Source organism: Haloferax sp. SDI50 (assembly GCF_059802635.1).
Map to the genome: position 1 here is coordinate 778,729 of NZ_JBPULL010000001.1, position 16,635 is coordinate 795,363.

Annotated in this window: 17 protein-coding genes and 1 tRNA gene; 5 read left to right on the forward strand and 13 right to left on the reverse strand. The window is 67.4% G+C overall.

What is annotated here, in order from left to right:
- Window positions 1-3,249: a carbamoyl-phosphate synthase large subunit gene (gene carB / locus ACSR87_RS04100; protein WP_498529604.1), complete on the reverse strand. Its 3,249-nt coding sequence runs from the start codon at window positions 3,247-3,249 to the stop codon at window positions 1-3.
- 144 nt (window positions 3,250-3,393) lie between these two features.
- Between carB and ACSR87_RS04105 the strand changes: the two genes are divergently transcribed.
- Entirely contained in the window at window positions 3,394-4,416 is a 1,023-nt protein-coding gene (locus ACSR87_RS04105; RefSeq protein ID WP_498529605.1) for a S66 family peptidase, read from the forward strand.
- A 25-nt stretch (window positions 4,417-4,441) separates the two neighbouring features.
- Here ACSR87_RS04105 and ACSR87_RS04110 read toward each other — a convergent pair whose 3' ends face one another.
- The 3 genes from ACSR87_RS04110 to ACSR87_RS04120 all read right to left on the reverse strand — a co-directional run bounded on the left by ACSR87_RS04110 (window position 4,442) and on the right by ACSR87_RS04120 (window position 5,767).
- Entirely contained in the window at window positions 4,442-4,972 is a 531-nt protein-coding gene (locus ACSR87_RS04110) for a DUF5815 family protein (protein WP_498529606.1), read from the reverse strand.
- Between the two features lie 156 nt (window positions 4,973-5,128).
- Window positions 5,129-5,380 carry a DUF8006 family protein gene (locus ACSR87_RS04115; RefSeq protein ID WP_008575502.1) on the reverse strand — a complete coding sequence of 84 codons (252 nt, stop codon included), beginning with the start codon at window positions 5,378-5,380 and terminating at the stop codon, window positions 5,129-5,131.
- A 165-nt stretch (window positions 5,381-5,545) separates the two neighbouring features.
- The gene (locus tag ACSR87_RS04120; protein WP_004042246.1) at window positions 5,546-5,767 is read right to left on the reverse strand and encodes a DUF7996 family protein; all 222 of its coding nucleotides are present in this window, start codon (window positions 5,765-5,767) and stop codon (window positions 5,546-5,548) included.
- Window positions 5,768-5,906: 139 nt separating this feature from the next.
- Here ACSR87_RS04120 and ACSR87_RS04125 point away from each other — a divergent pair, with 139 nt between their 5' ends.
- Entirely contained in the window at window positions 5,907-7,130 is a 1,224-nt protein-coding gene (locus ACSR87_RS04125; protein WP_498529607.1) for a GNAT family N-acetyltransferase, read from the forward strand.
- A 69-nt stretch (window positions 7,131-7,199) separates the two neighbouring features.
- Complete coding sequence (locus tag ACSR87_RS04130; protein WP_008575496.1) at window positions 7,200-8,222, forward strand: sodium:calcium antiporter; 1,023 nt, start codon at window positions 7,200-7,202, stop codon at window positions 8,220-8,222.
- A 126-nt stretch (window positions 8,223-8,348) separates the two neighbouring features.
- Here ACSR87_RS04130 and ACSR87_RS04135 read toward each other — a convergent pair whose 3' ends face one another.
- The 4 genes from ACSR87_RS04135 to ACSR87_RS04150 all read right to left on the reverse strand — a co-directional run bounded on the left by ACSR87_RS04135 (window position 8,349) and on the right by ACSR87_RS04150 (window position 9,999).
- Complete coding sequence (locus ACSR87_RS04135; protein WP_004042243.1) at window positions 8,349-8,477, reverse strand: DUF8556 family small protein; 129 nt, start codon at window positions 8,475-8,477, stop codon at window positions 8,349-8,351.
- Window positions 8,478-8,658: 181 nt separating this feature from the next.
- Window positions 8,659-8,847, reverse strand: a complete 189-nt coding sequence (locus ACSR87_RS04140; RefSeq protein WP_498529608.1) for a DUF1059 domain-containing protein — start codon at window positions 8,845-8,847, stop codon at window positions 8,659-8,661.
- Between the two features lie 323 nt (window positions 8,848-9,170).
- A tRNA-Ile gene (locus ACSR87_RS04145) sits at window positions 9,171-9,244 on the reverse strand.
- Between the two features lie 182 nt (window positions 9,245-9,426).
- Window positions 9,427-9,999, reverse strand: a complete 573-nt coding sequence (locus ACSR87_RS04150) for an FxsA family protein (RefSeq protein ID WP_498529609.1) — start codon at window positions 9,997-9,999, stop codon at window positions 9,427-9,429.
- 171 nt (window positions 10,000-10,170) lie between these two features.
- On the opposite strand from ACSR87_RS04150, the gene ACSR87_RS04155 reads away from it, so the two are divergent.
- Together ACSR87_RS04155 and ACSR87_RS04160 are read left to right on the forward strand one after the other, a co-directional pair.
- Window positions 10,171-11,829 (forward strand): DUF255 domain-containing protein, encoded by a 1,659-nt coding sequence (locus ACSR87_RS04155; protein ID WP_498529610.1) that lies wholly within the window; start codon window positions 10,171-10,173, stop codon window positions 11,827-11,829.
- Window positions 11,830-11,903: 74 nt separating this feature from the next.
- Window positions 11,904-12,707 (forward strand): TrmB family transcriptional regulator, encoded by an 804-nt coding sequence (locus tag ACSR87_RS04160; protein WP_004062611.1) that lies wholly within the window; start codon window positions 11,904-11,906, stop codon window positions 12,705-12,707.
- A gap of 60 nt (window positions 12,708-12,767) precedes the next feature.
- On the opposite strand, the gene mptA is transcribed toward ACSR87_RS04160, so the two are convergent.
- The 5 genes from mptA to ACSR87_RS04185 form a co-directional block, all read right to left on the reverse strand.
- Window positions 12,768-13,694 (reverse strand): GTP cyclohydrolase MptA, encoded by a 927-nt coding sequence (mptA, locus tag ACSR87_RS04165; RefSeq protein WP_008575490.1) that lies wholly within the window; start codon window positions 13,692-13,694, stop codon window positions 12,768-12,770.
- 81 nt (window positions 13,695-13,775) lie between these two features.
- Window positions 13,776-14,171 carry a DUF7124 domain-containing protein gene (locus ACSR87_RS04170; RefSeq protein ID WP_498531028.1) on the reverse strand — a complete coding sequence of 132 codons (396 nt, stop codon included), beginning with the start codon at window positions 14,169-14,171 and terminating at the stop codon, window positions 13,776-13,778.
- A gap of 153 nt (window positions 14,172-14,324) precedes the next feature.
- Window positions 14,325-14,564, reverse strand: a complete 240-nt coding sequence (locus ACSR87_RS04175) for a DUF7979 domain-containing protein (protein WP_498529611.1) — start codon at window positions 14,562-14,564, stop codon at window positions 14,325-14,327.
- 256 nt (window positions 14,565-14,820) lie between these two features.
- Window positions 14,821-16,062 (reverse strand): NAD(P)/FAD-dependent oxidoreductase, encoded by a 1,242-nt coding sequence (locus ACSR87_RS04180; protein ID WP_498529612.1) that lies wholly within the window; start codon window positions 16,060-16,062, stop codon window positions 14,821-14,823.
- A 125-nt stretch (window positions 16,063-16,187) separates the two neighbouring features.
- Complete coding sequence (locus tag ACSR87_RS04185; RefSeq protein WP_498529613.1) at window positions 16,188-16,553, reverse strand: hypothetical protein; 366 nt, start codon at window positions 16,551-16,553, stop codon at window positions 16,188-16,190.
- Window positions 16,554-16,635: the final 82 nt, after the last annotated feature.

Below are 16,635 nucleotides of genomic sequence, written 5' to 3' on the forward strand. Positions count from 1 at the left end.
TTACTGGCCCCAGTTGGCGACGACGCGCGGGCGCTCGCCGACCGGGAGCACGTCGATGTCCTCGTCGGCCGCGCCGCGGGCTTCGAGCGCCGCCTTCGCGGAGGCGTACGTCGAGAAGTAGCTGACCTCCTCTTCGACGCAGTCGATGAGCGTGTCGCGGTCGCGGGAGACGACGAAGTCGAAGTCGCCCTCGCGGAGCATCGTCAGGAAGTCGTCGACGTCCCCGGGCGTGAGCACCTCGTAGTACTCGTTGAAGGCGTCGAGCAGTTCCTGTCCGGCCTCGCTGTCGGCGTCGGGGAACTCGGGGTCAGCGAGGTCCACGTAGACGGTGCCGTCGGCCGGAACCGGGTCGTTGGCCGCCGACTGGGCCTTCTCGTAGGCCTTGCCGAACGAGGTGGCGGTGCCCATGACCTCGCCCGTGGACTTCATCTCCGGGCCGAGACGCGGGTCCGAACCCGGCAGGCGGTCGAACGGGAGGACGACCTCCTTGACCGACACCTGCTCGGGAATCTGCTCGCTCACGTTGAGGTCGGCAATCGAGTTGCCGGCCATGACCTTCGCCGCGAGCTTTGCAATCGGGACGCCCGTCGCCTTCGAGACGAACGGGACGGTGCGCGAGGAACGGGGGTTGGCTTCGAGGACGTACACGTCGTTCGAGCCGTCCTCGTTCTGCTTGACCGCGAGTTGGACGTTCATCAGGCCGACCGTGTCGAGCGCGCTGGCGATGTCCTCCGTGACCTCGCGGACGCGGGCCATCGTCTCGTCGTCGAGCGAGCGCGGCGGAATCATACAGGCGGAGTCGCCGGAGTGGACGCCGGCGGCCTCGACGTGTTCCATCACGCCGCCGATGAGGACGTCTTCGCCGTCGGAGACGGCGTCCACGTCGAGTTCGACGCCGTCGGCGAGGAACTCGTCGATGAGGATGGGCTTGTCGGGGGAGACGCGAACGGCCTCCTCGATGTACTCCTTGAGGTCCGCGTCGGAGTGGACGATTTCCATCGCGCGGCCGCCGAGGACGTACGACGGGCGAACCAACACGGGATAGCCGAGGTCGTTGGCGAGGTCGAGCGCCTCTTCCTCGCTGGTCGCGGAGCCGCCTTCGGGCTGGAGGATTCCGAGGTCGTCCATCAGGCGGTTGAAGCGGTCGCGGTCCTCGGCGAGGTCCATCGCGTCGATGGTCGTGCCGAGAATCTCACAATCGACGCCGCGGCGGTCGAGTTCGGATTCGAGCGGGTGGCCGATGTTGACCGAGGTCTGCCCGCCGAACTGGAGCATGACGCCGTCGGCGTCGATGGCCTCGATGACATCGGCGACCTCCTCGGCCGTGATGGGCTCGAAGAACAGGCCGTCGGAGGTGTCGTAGTCGGTCGACACCGTCTCGGGGTTGTTGTTGACGACGTGCGCGTCGATGCCCATGTCGCGGAGCGCCTGCACCGCGTGGACCGAACAGTAGTCGAACTCGACGCCCTGCCCGATGCGGATGGGGCCGCCGCCGACGACGACGACGCTCTCCATGTCGCGGTCGACGCGGAGTTCGTTACCCGCCGCGTCGCCCTCGAAGGGGCCGCGGAAGAACTCGGGCTTGCGAGCGGAGTAGTAGTACGGCGTCTGCGCGGCGAACTCGCCGGCGCAGGTGTCGACCTGCTTGTAGGTGCGACCGGGGACGTTCTGTTCGACCTCGCCGACGCTCGTGCCGGTCGCCGCGGCGATGCTGGCGTTGGTGTGGCCGGCGGAGGCGGCGGCGGCGAAGTCGCCCTCGGCGGCGGCCTCGACCGCCTCGACGACGCGGCCGAAGCGCTCGACGTACCACTCGTGGATGTCGGTCAGTTCGACCACGTCCTCGGTGGTGTAGCCGCGCTCGAACGCCTCGAAGATGGCGTACGGGCGGTCGGGCGTTGGCGTTTCGAGGTAGTCGGCTTCGAGTTCCTCGTCGGACACCTCGTCCCAGTCGGCGGCGGGGTCGTACTCGGACGACCGCAGCGCCTTCAAAAGCGACTCCTCGAAGGTGCGCCCGATGGACATCGCCTCGCCGGTGGACTTCATGGCCGTCGAGAGCTCGAAGTCCACGTCGGTGAACTTGTCCTTGGGCCACCGCGGCACCTTCGTGACCACGTAGTCGATTGCGGGCTCGAAGGCGGCGGTGGTCTCGCCGGTGATTTCGTTGGTAATCTCGTGGAGGCGCTTGCCGAGGGCGACCTTCGCCGTGACGCGGGCGATGGGGTAGCCGGTCGCCTTCGAAGCGAGCGCGGACGACCGCGAGACGCGCGGGTTCACCTCGACGACGCGGTACTCGCCGCCGGGCGTGCCGTCGTCGTGCCACGCGAACTGGATGTTACAGCCGCCCTGAATCCCGAGTTCGCGGATGACCTGGAGCGCGGCGTCGCGCATCTCCTGGTGGCCCTCGTCGGGGATGACCTGCGAGGGCGTGACGACGGTGGACTCGCCGGTGTGAATCCCCATCGGGTCGATGTTCTCCATGTTGCAGATGATGATACACGAGTCGTCGGCGTCGCGCATCACCTCGTATTCGAGTTCGACCCACCCGGAGATGGACTCCGTGATGAGGACTTCGCTGTTGCGCGAGAGGCGGAGGCCCTTACGGACCCGGGAGACGAGTTCGTCCATCTCGTGGACGACGCCGGAGCCGGAGCCGCCGAGCGTGTAGGTCGTCCGCGAGATGACCGGGAGGCCGCCGACGGCATCGACGGAGGCTTCGACGCGCTCTTCGAGGGCTTCTTCGGTGATGTTTTCGACCGCCTCGTCTTCCTCCAGCGAGATGGTCGTCGACTTCGGGACGGGCTGGCCGATTTTCTCCATGCGCTGGCGGAACAGGTCGCGGTCCTCCGTCGCGTAGATGGTGTCGAGCGGCGTGCCCATGATGTCCACGTCGAACTCCTCTAAGACGCCTTCCTCCGCGAGTTCGGCCGTGACGTTGAGTCCGGTCTGCCCGCCCAGTCCGGCGATGACGCCGTCGGGGCGCTCGCGTTCGATAATCTCGGAGATGGCCTCGGTCGTGATGGGTTCGATGTAGACCTTGTCGGCCATCTCGGGGTCGGTCATGATGGTCGCGGGGTTCGAGTTGACGAGGACAACTCGCGCGCCTTCCTCTCGGAGCGCGCGGCAGGCCTGCGCGCCGGAGTAGTCGAATTCCGCCGCCTGTCCGATCTGGATTGGGCCGCTTCCGATGAGCAAAATCGTCCGGTCCTCCGTGCCTTCCTGAGGGCCGGTCGAGGTGTCCTCGTCAGTCATCGTCGGAATCCAATCCGCACATCGTAATAAGTCCGGCGAAAAATTACGAGGTCCGAAACTCGATTGCGAATTTCGAAAAGCTCGTCGAACGACCGTATCGCGGCCGGGGAAGGCTTTTGAGGGGAATCCGAGTAGCGGCTACGCATGCCCGCGGTATTCACGACGCCGCCGCCGCTCGACGCCGGAGACCGGGTCGCGGTCGTCGCGCCGTCGCGCCCCATCGACGAGTCACAGTTGGACCGTGCGTGCGCGCGACTCCGCGACGTGTTCTCGCTGGACCCCGTCGTCTTCGAGTCGGCCCGACGCGACTGGGAGTGGCTCCGGGACAACCCGGCGGCGCGCGCGGAGGACGTGATGGCGGCCTTCGAGGACCCGTCGATACGCGGCGTCATCGCGGTCACCGGCGGCGACGACCAGCTTCGAATCCTCCCGCATCTCGACCCGAGCAGACTGACCGCGTCGCCGACGCGGTTTTTCGGCTTCAGCGACAACGACAATCTCCGGCTGTTCCTCTGGACCCACGGCGTCGTGAGCTACGGCGCGACGCTCCACCCGACGCTCACCGTGGACCCCGAGCTACACCCGTACGTCGAACGCTACCTGCGGTGCGCGTTCTTCGAGCGCTCCATCGGCGTCGTCGAGCCCGCCCCGGAGTGGACCGACGACTGGTTCGACTTCGACACCGAAGAACCGCGGGAGTGGCGCGACAACCCGGGTCGGACGTGGCGGGGCGACGAACGCGTGACCGGGCGACTCTGGGGCGGGAACTTCAGCGTCGTGAAGTGGCATCTCCAGACCGGCCGGTACCTCCCGAACCCCGACGAACTCGACGGGGCGGTGCTCGCGCTCGAAACCTCGGAGGACGTGCCGCTCCCCCGCGAGGTCCGGTACACGTTGCGGTCGATGGGCGAACGCGGCTTGTTAGAACGGTTCGACGGCGTCGTGGTCGGTCGGCCGCGGACGTACTCGCCCGAACTGGAGTGGGAACCGCCGGCCGACTACGGCGCGCAACTCCGCGCGGAGCTGCTGTCGGTCCTCGACGCGTACAACCCCGACGCCACGGCGGTGTTCGACGTGGAGTTCGGCCACGCCGACCCGACGGTGCCGCTCCCGCTCGGCGCGAAGGCGACGCTGGACCCGGCGGTCGAGCGGCTTCGAATCGACTGAAAAGCGGGGCGTCCCCGCCCGAGCGCTACACGTACGGCTCGGGGTCGAGGTCGCGCTGGGCGCGGTACTGGTCGACGAACTCGCCCACGTCGAACTGGAGCATCTTCGACTCGAACTCCGAGACGACGTCGTCGTCGTCGGCGTGGCTGACGGCGTGTTCCATCAGTTCCACGACGAGTTCGACGATGATCTCGTGGAGCCTTCGAGAATCGAAATCGGTTACCCAGACGATGCCCGCGCCGAGTTCGCCGTCCTCCGAGACGTCCTCGGAGACGACGGCCTCGGGGAACTCCTCTAAGACGATGCCCATGAGGTGGGCCGTCCCGAACTCGGGCATGTCGTCGCTCGTGGTCTCGATGGTCTCCTGAAGGATGTCGACGAGGAACTCCGGGAGGAAGCGGTCGGGCGGGTGGACGTCCATGACGACGGCGTGGCTGTCGCCGCACGGACAGTCGAACTCCCGTTTGCCCAAGTCGAGTTCCCGGACGCGCTTCGTCTCGCCGCAGGGGAGGTCCAAGACGGCCCCGCGGCCGCCGGGAACGCTCGGTTCAGACATACCCGTGGGTTGCGGTTCTCGCCGTTTAAACGTCGCGTTCTTCGGAATCGGCGCGAGCGAAAAACGAGTCGCGGACCGTCGGTTGCGGTCGGTCGGTCCGTCGGACTGTCGCGAAAAACGGCGGTGAGTCGGGCGACCCCGCCCGTCGGCATCCCCTCAGCGACGGCCCGAGACGTAGACGATGGGGCCGACGACGAGGAGCGTGATGCCGAGGAACATGTAGTGGGGCTTGGCCAGCGTCACCGGGGTCAGAAGGAAGATGAGCCCGAACAGCGTGGCGTTGATGCCGAGGACGTGCCGGGACTTCAGCGGCAGCGTTCCGACCGTCGACAGGACGAACACGAGCAACAGCGCCTGCCCGATGTTGTAGTCGAGCAGGAAGGTGTCTACGAGCTGAAGGGGAAGCATTCTTGTTTTCTCGGTCGGTTCGAATCGACTATCAAAGTTCCGTTATTCTCGTTGGAAACCGGCGGTCGAACCCCCCGATATTGGGGCGACCGGGCGGTCGGTGCGGTCCCGGGAGTCGGTGAACACCGCTGTCGGTGCGGGTGACGCCCGACTGACGGGGGCGCGCTACTCGGCCGGACCGGTGATGTCGAGCGGGCGAATCCACCCGTACCAGACGATAACGACCATGCCCGCGTAGCCGAGCGTGAACACGACCATCCCGAGGTCGTTGTAACCGGCCTCGCCGAGGAGGCGTCGCGCCACGCCCGGGAGGACGATGCCGAGCGTCACGACCGCCGCGAGGAGGAGGTTCCCCCGCGACAGAAACGACTGCTTCGTCTCGCTCATGAGCGGGACTCGGGACCGAGGCGACGTGAATCGCACGGTTCCGAGAGCGACCCCGAACCCCCGTCCCGACGCGCCCGAATCGCTGGACTGCGCGCCCCCGGCACCGAAAACCTATATCGTCCCCCGACGCACCGCGGGTATGCACCTCCGTCCCCTCCCCGAGGAGCACCGCGAGACGTACCGCGAGTTCCTCAACTACGCCTTCCGGCCCGAGAACGGTCCCGACTGGTCGGACGAGCGACTGCCCGACCCGGAGAGCTACCGCCCGCGAGGGTTCTACGACGCCTCGCCCGACGCGCCCATCGAGGACCTCGACGCGGCCGACCTGCGGACGGTGTGCGCCTTCTACGACTTCACGGCCCGCGTCCGCGGCGAGTGGCACCCGCTCCCCGGCATCTCGGCGGTCGCGTCGCCCCCCGAAGCGCGCCGGCAGGGTCACGTCGCCGCGATGCTCGACGCCCTCCTCGCGGAGTTCCGCGACACCGGCAGGTATCTCTCGGCGCTCTGGCCGTTCGAGTACGCCTTCTACCGCCGATTCGGCTGGGCGACGGCGAACAACTACGCGAAGACGACGGTCCCGCCCGACGAACTCGGAGCGGTCGCCGCCGACCCGTCCGGGGAGTTCGTCCGACTCGACGCCGACGACTGGGAGCGGGTCAAAGACGTATCCGCGGCCGCGGCGACCGAAGACCTCGCGGTGGACCGAAGCGAGGGCTGGATTCGCCACCGGCTGTTCCGCGGGTGGGACGACGATCCGTTCGTCTACGGCTGGGAGCGAGACGGCGACCTCCGCGGCTACGTCGTCTACGACGTGACCGGCGACTGGGAGTCGCGGACGCTGTCCGTGAACGAACTCGCCGCCGTCGACGCCGAGGCCCGCGCCCACCTGTTTCGGTTCCTGCGAGACCACGACTCGCAGGTCGATGAAATCGTCCTCTCGTCGGAGCACGAATCCACCCGGCTCATCGACGACCTGTCCGACCCGCGGGCGGCGACGGTCGAACTCAAGCCCGGCCCGATGGTCCGCATCGTGGACGTGCCGGCCGCCCTCGAAGCCGTCTCGTTCCCCGCCGACGCCGCCTGCGACCTCGTCCTCGCGGTCGAAGACGGCCGGTGCGACTGGAACGACGGCTCGTTCAGCCTCGTCGTCGCCGACGGCGCGGCGAGCGTCGAATCGGTTGGCCGCGACGCCGACCCCGACGCGACCGTCGAAATCGGGGCGCTCTCGCAACTCCTCGTCGGCGCGCGGGCCGTCGAGGCGCTCGCTCGCACCGACCGCCTCTCGGTCGCTGATGCGGAGGCGGCCGACGCCCTCGCCTCGGTGTTCACAGAGCGGGACCGCTACCTGCGCGAGGGGTTCTGAGCGAGCGGAGCGTCGAATCCGACACCCGGCCGGGTCGGGTTTTTTCTCACCGGCCGCCGAAGTCCGGGCGTGGCATCAGTTCCGATTCTCGTCGGGTTCACAGTCGTCGGGGCGATTCTCGCGTGGAAGGGCGGCGACATGCTCGTGCAGGCCTCGGACCGGTTGGGCGCGTACTACGGACTCCCCGCCATCGTGCAGGGGGCTATCATCGCCGCCGTGGGGTCGAGCTTTCCCGAGCTATCGAGTATCGTCATCGCCACGCTCCGGTACCAGTCGTTCGACATCGGGGTCGGTGCGGTCGTCGGGTCGGCCGTCTACAACATCCTCATCATCCCGGCCGTGTCGGCGCTGGTTGGTGAGGGCCAGCGGCTCGCCTCGAACCGCGACTTAGTCTACAAGGAAGCGCAGTTCTACCTGCTTTCTATCGCCGTCCTCGTGCTCACGTTCTCGCTTGCGGTCATCTACCGCCCCGCCGCCGACACCGCGGGCCTCGACGGGTTCGTCACGCGCCCGCTGGCGTGCATCCCGCTCGGGCTGTACGGGCTGTATCTGTTCATGCAGTACCACGACACGCTGGAGCACCGCGCCGGACTCACCGCCGTCGTCAACGGCGTGAACCCGAAACGCGAGTGGCTCGCGCTCGGCGGGTCGCTCGCGGTCATCCTCGTCGGAGCCGAACTGCTCGTCCGCGCGGCGGTCGGCCTCGGCGACGCCTTCGGCACGTCGCCGTTCCTCTGGGGGCTGACGGTCGTCGCCGCCGGCACGAGCCTGCCGGACACCTTCGTCAGCGTCGGAGCCGCTCGGCAGGGCAACGCGCCGATGAGCCTCGCCAACGTCTTCGGGAGCAACGTCTTCGCGCTCCTCGTCGCCCTCCCCGTCGGTATCCTCGTCGCCGGGGGCGCGGTCATCGCGTTCGAGGAGGTCGTTCCGATGATGAGCTTCCTCACGGGCGCGTCGGTCGTCTTCTTCGCCGTCCTCCGGACCGAGATGGCGCTGACGCGCGGCGAGGCGTACGTCCTCCTCGGAACCTACGCGCTGTTCGTCGCGTGGCTGGTCGCAGAGAGCCTCGGCGTGACGGGCGTTCTCGGCTGAGGCGACGCTCGGGAGTACTCACTCAGAAAACGGAAAACGGACTCGCCGCGGGAAGGGCAGTCGCGGCGAGCGAGGTTGATGATGACTGCACGCGCAGTCGGGGGTCGAGGGTCGGTCCGAATCCTGTTAGTCGCCGGGCGTGTTACCGCGCTGGTACCGGCCGACCATCTTCCACATCGCCGCGTCGAGGTCCTCGCCGTCGGCGGCGGACTCAATCTGGCGGTACAGGTGTTCGGAGACGTCGATGGTTGGCATCACCAACACGTATGGCGTGTACGGATTTAATACTACTGGGATACAGAACTGAGTAAATTTGTTCGGGGCGGACGGATGCGTAGCCACGAAACCGGGCGACTGCGCCGCCGCTCGGAGGTGTGACACGGTTGGTACCGAGCAAAACTCGGAGTGGAAGACGTGACAGAAGCCAGAGTGTTCGCTACTGCCGCGCCTGCCGGAGCGACGCGCCGTCGAAGCGCTTCAACGCGAGTTCGCCCGCTTCGAGCGGGTCGACGGGCGTGTCGTGTTCGTCGTCCATGTGTTCCATCGCGAGGACGCCGACGCTCTCGCGGGAGTCGGCCGTGGAGGTGTGGCCGCACCCGCACAGACAGGTGAGTTCGTATTCCATGTTATTCAGTACCACAATCTATTGCGTGATATAGCTTTCTCTGTATTCGTCCGTTCGACCAACTATGTGTCGGTAAATGCGGACGAATCTGTGTAAATAGGAGCTGATTTGTACGAAATAATTGAATAGTTGCGTCAAACATTCGTGATTCTATGTATTTGAACGGTCGTCGTTCGGGGGAGCCGAGGCTTCGTCGCTGATTCGTCCCGACGGCACGAACGACGGACCGAGCGTTCTCTCGGTCGGTGATATTCGCAGAAGTTGGGTGGCCGGGGAGTTTCAGCCCCTGACTCGCATCGGCAACGAAACGTTATCGATGGGAGTGGGCCAACGCGGATTTGAACCGCGGGCCTCCCGGTTATCAGCCGAGCGCTCAACCTGACTGAGCTATTGGCCCAGGTAAGCGCATTCACTCGTTGTGCGCTGTTGATTTTAAGACTTTCTTTTCGGAGGCGCGTTGGTGCGTGTTAGTGAATGTCGTCGCCGTCGGTCGATTGCGGGACTCGAAACGCGAGCCAATCGCGTGGCTACGCGCATGCAACCCGCAGACGAGAACGGATACGAGAAGAGAGCCGACCGTTACGTCGAGTCGTTGCCGTCGCGGTCGAACCGGTAGGAGTCGGGATCGGCGTCGTAGACGCCGTCACCGCCGCTACTGCCGCCTCCGCCGGAACCGTTCCCCCCGCTCGGACCGGGCGAGCCACCGGGGCCGCCGGGGCCGAAGTCGCCCTGCGGGAAGCCGGTCGTCCAGACGTTGCCGGTGACGAAGCCGTCGGCGCGCTTGTCGAGGTACGGCTTGACGACGAAGCGCTTGAGCACCTCGCGGATGGGGTACCGGGTCACGGGGATGGCGAGCAGGAAGCCGATGGTGTCGGTGACGAGCCCCGGCGTGAGGAGGAACGCGCCCGCGGCGATGAGCAGGCCGCCGTCCATGACCTCGTTCGTCGGGAGGTCGCCGCCGGCGAACTTCGACTGGAGGCTTCTGAGGGTGTGTCGCCCCTCGGCGCGGACGATGAGCATCCCGACGAGCCCGGTCAGGACGACGAGCGCGACGGTCGGCACGAGGTCGATGTACTGCGCGACGACCACGAGCAGCAACGCGTCGGAGAGGGGGATGAGGAGCAAGAGCGCCATCAGCGTGCGCGTTCGCATGGGCGACACTACCGGGTCGCGGCCCATAGCCCTTTTGTCCCGCCCGCGACGCGCCGGGTTCTCGAATCCGTCCGCGACGGTCGTCAAGGAGTTCGCGCGACCCGCGGACGGCGACCGGTCGTGCCACGAGGGCTCGAAGCGCTTACCCGCGTCCACCGCGGATGGGTGGACATGACCGACGAGACGCGCGTCGAATGGCGAGAGTGGGGTCCCGACGCGTTCGCCGAGGCGCGAGCGGCGGACAAGCCGATCTTGCTTTCGCTGTCGGCGACGTGGTGCGAGGACTGTCACGAGATGGACGCCGAGACGTACGCCGAACCGCGCATCGCGGCGAACCTCAACGACGGCTTCGTCCCGATTCGGGTGAACGTGGACCGTCAGCCGCGAATCCGCGAGCGGTACAACATGGGCGGCTTTCCCTCGACCGTCTTCCTCGCGCCCGACGGCCACCCCATCACGGGCGCGACGTTCATCGGCCCCGACGGGATGCGGCAGGTCATCGACCGCGTGCGCGAAGTGTGGGACAAGAAGGGCGCAGAGGCCGGCCGCCTCCCGCGGGCGCTCAGGGGCGACCTCCCGCCCGCGGGCGAGGTATCGCCGCAGATCGAATCGCACCTCGCCGGCCAGTTGGAAGTCGCCTTCGACGAGGCCCACGGCGGCTGGGGCGACGCCGCGAAGTTCCCGCTCCCGCGGACCGTCGAGTTCGCGCTGAAGCGCGACCGAAGCCGGGCGCTCCGGTCCCTCGACGCGATTCGCGACGGCCTGTACGACCCCGTCGAGGGCGGCTTCTTCCGCTACGCCGACGACGCCGCGTGGTCGAAGCCGAACCGCGAGAAGACGCTCGAATCGAACGCCGCGCTCCTGCGGGCGTTCGCGAACGGTTACCGCTACACCGGCGAGGACGCCTACCTCGACCCCGCCGCGGGGACCGCCGACTTCCTCGTCGACTCGCTGTGGACGGGAACCGGCTTCGCGGGGAGCATGGGCCCCGCCGCGGGGACGGACTACTACCTCCTCGGGAAGGAGGGCCGCGACAACGCACCCGGCCCGCGGACCGACCTCACAGTATACGCCGGCGGCAACGCCCTCGCCGCGGACGCGCTGTTGGTGCTGGCGGGGCTCACCGACGACGAGCGGGCCCGCGAGTTCGGCTCGCGCGCGCTCTCGCGGGTCGCAGAGGACCTCGTCGGCGACGGCGTCGTGACGCACTTCCGGTCCGGCGGCGACGCGGGCGAGGACCTCCTGCTCGAAGACCAAGCGCGGGTGGTCGCCGCGGCCTGCCGCGCCCGGCAGGTGCTCGGCGACGAAACGGTGGCGGGCGAACCGTTCCTCGACTTCGCCGCCGAGGTTGCCGACGCCGCCATCGACGAACTGTTCGACGAGGGGTCGTTCCTCGACGGCCCCGCGAGCGGCGAGGCGCTCCTGTCGTCGCCGCTACGCCCGCTCGACGGGAACGTGGAGATGGCGAACGCGCTCGTCGACCTCGCGGCGCTCACGGACGACGAGCGCTACCGCGAGGTGGCACAGGAGACCATCGCCGCGTTCGCGGGCGCGTGGGACCGCATCGGCGTGCAGGTCGCCGCCTACGGAACCGCGGCGGCGCGGCTGCTCCGCGACCCGCTCGTGGTCGAACTCAACGACGGCGTCGGCTCCGACCTCCACCGGGCGGCGCTCCGCGTCGCGGACCACGAGGCGCTCGTGGTCCCGGATGCCGACGCCGACGGTCTCTCGGCGGGGACCGCGCGCGTCAGCGCCGGCGAGACGGCGGTGGAGGCAACCACTCCCGAGGAGTTGATGGAGGCGGTCTCCACGGTGACGCCCGACGCCTGACCGCGACCCGCGGCAACCGGAAGCAGGTGTAAACATCCGGTTTGTTTATCAAGGAGAAACGTGACGGACGGTGCATGACCAGTCTGCGAGACCTCGGGCTGTCCGAGTACGAGGCCCGAGCCTATCGCGCCCTCCTGCGGACGGGCGCGACGACGGCCAAGGAGTTATCCCGCGCCAGCGACGTGCCGATGGGCCGCGTCTACGACGTGCTGAACAGCCTCGAACAGTACCACCTCATCCGGAGTCAGGCGGCCAGCCGGCCGAAGAAGTACGTCGCCGTCGAACCCGACACGGCGCTGGACCGCCTGCTCGAATCGAAGCGCCAAGAGCTGGCCGAGAAGGCCGAGCAGTACGAGAACGTCGTCGCCGAGCTGACCGACGAACTCGACGCCGCCGAGCCGGTTCACGACCAGTTCTGGACGGCCGCGGTCGGTGCGGACGAGACAATCGACCTGCTCGTGGAGCGACTCGCGGCGGCCGACGACTCGCTCGTGATGGTCGCCGGGACGCCCTCGCCGCAGTTCGACCTCGACGCCGTCGGCGACCTCGTCGTGGACGAACTGGAGGCCGCGCTCGACCGCGGGGTCGACGTGTCGATGCTCATGTCGCCGGGGCTCGTCGACAGCCTGCCCGAGAGCGTCGGCCAGAGCTACATGGACCGGCTGTCGAGCAGGTCGAACTTCCGCGCGCGCACCGCGGAGAACGTCACGGGCGTGTTCAACCTCATCGACGACGTGGAGGTCTGTATCGAGGTGCCGAACCCCCTCAACCCCGGACAGGCGTTCGCCATGATAGACCTGAAAGACCCCGAGTTCGCCGCCGACCTCCGAGCGACGTTCGACCCGCGCTGGGAGGAAGCGGCACCGCTCCCGTTGTAGCGGCTCGCGGCGGTACAGAATCGAGGCTCGAAAAACGAGCGTCTCGGGCGTCGAGGGCGTTCAGGCGTCGAGTTCGTCGCGGAGCTGTCCCAGCGTCACCTCGCGCTCGGCGTGGGCGTTGTGCTGGTGAATCGACTCGTCGTTCGACTGTTTCATGTGGACCACCGCGTCGTCCCCGAGGTGGTCGAGCGCGTCGATGGACAGCTCGGCCATCGAGCGGACGCAGTCCTCGACGAACTTCGCGTTGGCGTGGGCGTGGTAGGTCATGTGGTCCTCGTCGGGGCGCTTTGCGAGGTTGTAGATGCGCGCCGACATCGAGTCGCGGGCGATGTCGATGAGGTCCATGAGGTCGACCTCCGGCGAGCCCTCGGTCTCGACGGTGAGCGTGGCGTGGCCGCGCTGGGAGTGACCCGGCTGGGGGACCTTGTCGAGGAACTCCTCGATGGTGTCGTCGTCGACGGCGAGGTCCTGTAATACGTCGCGGGCGCGGGAGGCGGACATGCCCTGCGAGCAGGGACAGACGGTCATGCCGACCACTTCCGCGCCGATTTCCTCGCGGGTGCCCTCGTCGGTCGCGGTGGCGCTGGCGATTATCTGGGCGGTACTCTGGGTAGACAGCCCGCTGGCGGGGGTGTCCTCGCGGACGACGAGTTCGGCGGTCATGCTGACCTCGGCGGTCGTCGTGTACTCGTGTTTGGCGAGGAGGCGCTCGGCGGCGTCGCCGCACATGTCCTCGACGCGGTAGGCCGGCTCGGAGACGGCGGCTTCGAGGACCTCGTCGATGACCTGCATATTTCGGCTCATGTCGATGCCCTTGCGGCCGCCGGGGAGGTCGACGAACACTTCGAACTCCGCCATCAAGACGAGGGGTCGCTTCCCGTCGCGGGCGATCTTGACGAGCTTCTCGACGCCCGTGACGCCGACCTGGCTCAGCCCGACGGTCACGTCCGGCTGGGAGGCCTGTACGTCAGGCAACTGGTGACTCATCGAGGAATAAAAAGTGCCGTTGCTGATTAGTGCTTTCGATAGGGGAACGGAATCGCGGCCGAACGCGCCGCTGTGTTCCGACTAGGGCCAGTCGTCGCGCCCCTCGGCCTCGAAGGGGTCGGCGGGGGCGTCGTCGTCGCCGGCGAGCACCCATTCGGCGGCCTCGGCGGCGTCCTCGACCGGGAGGTACTCCCAGCCGGTTTCTTCGGCCACCGCGCGGTCCTCGTCGGACGTGCCGATGAAGACGTGCCGGTCGGTGTCGAACTGGCGCATCACGTTTTCGAGACTCTCCTTGACGCCGCGCGGTCCGGAGAAGAAGTCCTGCCGGATTCGCTCTTTCCGGGTGAAGTTCGTCACGACGTACGTGGGTTTCTCGCTCACCACGCCGATGTACTTCGTCCACGTCCGGGCGTCCGAAAACGCCGCGTTCGGGTCGCCGAGCTGTTTGAGCGCGGAGAGTTCGAACGCGAGCGTCATCGTTCCTTGGCCGCCACCTGTTGCCATACCCGGCGATAGGCGGCGACGCGTGGAAAACGACTTCGGTCCCGGCCGTCCGCGAGCGGGGGACCGCCGGCTCGGCGGCGACCGGGTCAGTCGGAGAACGCGAGCGACGGGACGGGCGCAGCGAGATTACTGAACGCGGACGTAGTCGGTGAACACGACGATGTCGCCCCGCGAGAGCCGCGAGGTGGTCGTGTCGATGTCGAGCGTGCCGGCGGGGGTCGCGGTCGCGAGCGCGCGCTGGGTCCGCTCGCTCAGCTCGTCGAAGTGATGGACGCGCACGCCGGGCGGTACGTCAGAGACGGGTGCGACGGTCGGCGGTGCGGTGGCGTCTGGAGAAGACGGCGGCTGTCCGTCTTTAGATGACATATGGTAACACACATCATATACGGAGATAAATGTTTGGCCGTTGGGGCGTCGGACGACGAGGGACGGGACGGGACGGGACGGGACGGGACGGGACGGGACAGACGAGGACGAACTGGCGGCGGTGAGTGCGCCGGACGAAAGAGAGCCAAAACGGGAGCGAGCGAACCGCGAACCGCGGGCGGCGCGCGAGCCCGGACCGGCGGGACACGCGCAGACGCGGCTGGCCGGGTGAAAACAGCGGGAGCGGTGTCCCGGGTTACTGTTCGGCCGCCGCGCCTTCGAGGTCGTCGAGCTGGAACTCCTGTTTGACGAGGACGTCCTTCTGGCCGCTCACGTCGACCTGCTCGCGCATGAGCTTCTTGTACTTCGTCTGCGGCGAGAGGTCGCCGATGAGGACGCCGCCGACGATTTTGCCGTCCTTGATGGCGAGCCGCCGCCACTCGGTGTCGGAGTACTTGGCCTCGACGTGGTCGTCGCCGAGCGTCGGGTGGCCGAACGAGAGGAACGGGAAGTCGAAGTGGGTGATGGAGTACGACGAGACCCAGCGGAACTCCTCGGAGCCGTAGTCGACCATGTTCTTGGCCGCGATGGTGCCCTGTTCCTTGGCGGAGCCCCACGCGCCGTTCTGGGCGCGGTCACCGAGGATGAGGTCGTGGAACTCGGTGATGTCACCGGCCGCGAAGATGTCATCGTGGTTCGTCCGCATGAACTCGTCCGTGTAGATGCCGTTGTCGTACTCGATGTCGGTGCCGCCGAGAATCTCCGTGTTGAAGTTCAGGCCGATGGCGATACCGACGAAGTCGGCGTCGTAGCGGTCGCCGTTGGGGTCGACGGCGGTCGTGACGCGGTCGTTCTCGTCGACCTCGAAGTGGTCGACGCCGGAGTCGAAGACGGGTTCGACGTTGCGCTCGCGGAGCGCCTCGTGGATGATTTCTGCGCCCTCCTCGGAGAGGGCGTAGCGCCACCACGCCTTGCCACGCATGAGGTACTTGCCCTCGACCTCTTGGGCGGCCGTGATGGCCGCGAGGTCGATGCCGAGCAGGCCCGCACCGATGACGACGGAGTTGTCCGCGCCCTCGATATGCTCTTTGATGTCCCGGGCGTCCTGGAACGTCCAGAAGTGGTGGATGCCCTCCGCGTCGGAGTTCTCGACGGGGAGCTGGGTCGGCGTGCCGCCGACGGCGAGGAGGAGTTTGTCGTAGTCGTACTCGGTGCCGTCGTGGGCGGTGACGGTGTGGCCTTCGGGGTCGATGTCCGTGACGAGCGTGTCGAGTTCGAGGTCCACGTCGCGGTCGTCGTACCACGACTCGTCGTGGATGGAGATGGGGGCCTCGGGCAGTTTGCCCTTGGCGAATTCCTTGATGAGAATGCGGTTGTACAGCGGTTCGCCCTCGTCCGTGATGATGGTGATGTCGGCGTCGGGTTCCTCTTCGCGGAGTGTCTCAGCCGCTGAGGCCCCGGCGATACCGTCGCCGACGATCACGTACGATTGGCTCATGACCCGACGTTTGTATTCGGGGTTAATGTGGATTGCTATCTCCCTCATGATTGTTTTGCAGGCGGAACTCGGGGCGAGATGGCGAGACGGGAGCCGAATCGCGGGCGTTGCTGCGACTCACCGAGTCACTCGGTGAAGCCGCCGTCGGCGGCAGCGGGACACTCCGAGGGTGTCGATGCCGCGTCGTCGCCGCGAGCGAACGCGGCGCGGGCAAAGCCGCGGACGCGACCGGGAACGCCGCTGGCAGCGACGACACCGACGGCCCCGCGAACGACGGCGATGCCGACCGCGAAGCCGAGCGGCCAGCCCAAGAACAGCGCCACGAGACCGAGACCGGGTGCGAGCGGGGCGACGAGCGTCGCGACGGCAGTGGCCGCGAAGACGCCGACGACCGCCGCGACCGCGACGAGCGCCGTCTCTGAGAGCGTTCTGAACCGCCGCGGGACCGTCTCTCGCACGTCGTCGCGGCCGAGATGAGTATCGTCGAACATGGTCGTTCTCCTCGTGTGGAGAGACGACCGTCGACACCAAAACAGTAATCTGGATTACATTTCTGTAAGCGGGTTTACCGTA

Bases quoted from the DNA above. Each gene is read 5' to 3' on its own strand.
- carB (WP_498529604.1), bottom strand. From the start codon at position 3,249: ATGACTGACGAGGACACCTCGACCGGCCCTCAGGAAGGCACGGAGGAC.
- ACSR87_RS04105 (WP_498529605.1), top strand. From the start codon at position 3,394: ATGCCCGCGGTATTCACGACGCCGCCGCCGCTCGACGCCGGAGACCGG.
- ACSR87_RS04110 (WP_498529606.1), bottom strand. From the start codon at position 4,972: ATGTCTGAACCGAGCGTTCCCGGCGGCCGCGGGGCCGTCTTGGACCTC.
- ACSR87_RS04115 (WP_008575502.1), bottom strand. From the start codon at position 5,380: ATGCTTCCCCTTCAGCTCGTAGACACCTTCCTGCTCGACTACAACATC.
- ACSR87_RS04120 (WP_004042246.1), bottom strand. From the start codon at position 5,767: ATGAGCGAGACGAAGCAGTCGTTTCTGTCGCGGGGGAACCTCCTCCTC.
- ACSR87_RS04125 (WP_498529607.1), top strand. From the start codon at position 5,907: ATGCACCTCCGTCCCCTCCCCGAGGAGCACCGCGAGACGTACCGCGAG.
- ACSR87_RS04135 (WP_004042243.1), bottom strand. From the start codon at position 8,477: ATGCCAACCATCGACGTCTCCGAACACCTGTACCGCCAGATTGAGTCC.
- ACSR87_RS04140 (WP_498529608.1), bottom strand. From the start codon at position 8,847: ATGGAATACGAACTCACCTGTCTGTGCGGGTGCGGCCACACCTCCACG.
- ACSR87_RS04150 (WP_498529609.1), bottom strand. From the start codon at position 9,999: ATGCGAACGCGCACGCTGATGGCGCTCTTGCTCCTCATCCCCCTCTCC.
- ACSR87_RS04155 (WP_498529610.1), top strand. From the start codon at position 10,171: ATGACCGACGAGACGCGCGTCGAATGGCGAGAGTGGGGTCCCGACGCG.
- ACSR87_RS04160 (WP_004062611.1), top strand. From the start codon at position 11,904: ATGACCAGTCTGCGAGACCTCGGGCTGTCCGAGTACGAGGCCCGAGCC.
- mptA (WP_008575490.1), bottom strand. From the start codon at position 13,694: ATGAGTCACCAGTTGCCTGACGTACAGGCCTCCCAGCCGGACGTGACC.
- ACSR87_RS04170 (WP_498531028.1), bottom strand. From the start codon at position 14,171: ATGACGCTCGCGTTCGAACTCTCCGCGCTCAAACAGCTCGGCGACCCG.
- ACSR87_RS04175 (WP_498529611.1), bottom strand. From the start codon at position 14,564: ATGTCATCTAAAGACGGACAGCCGCCGTCTTCTCCAGACGCCACCGCA.
- ACSR87_RS04180 (WP_498529612.1), bottom strand. From the start codon at position 16,062: ATGAGCCAATCGTACGTGATCGTCGGCGACGGTATCGCCGGGGCCTCA.
- ACSR87_RS04185 (WP_498529613.1), bottom strand. From the start codon at position 16,553: ATGTTCGACGATACTCATCTCGGCCGCGACGACGTGCGAGAGACGGTC.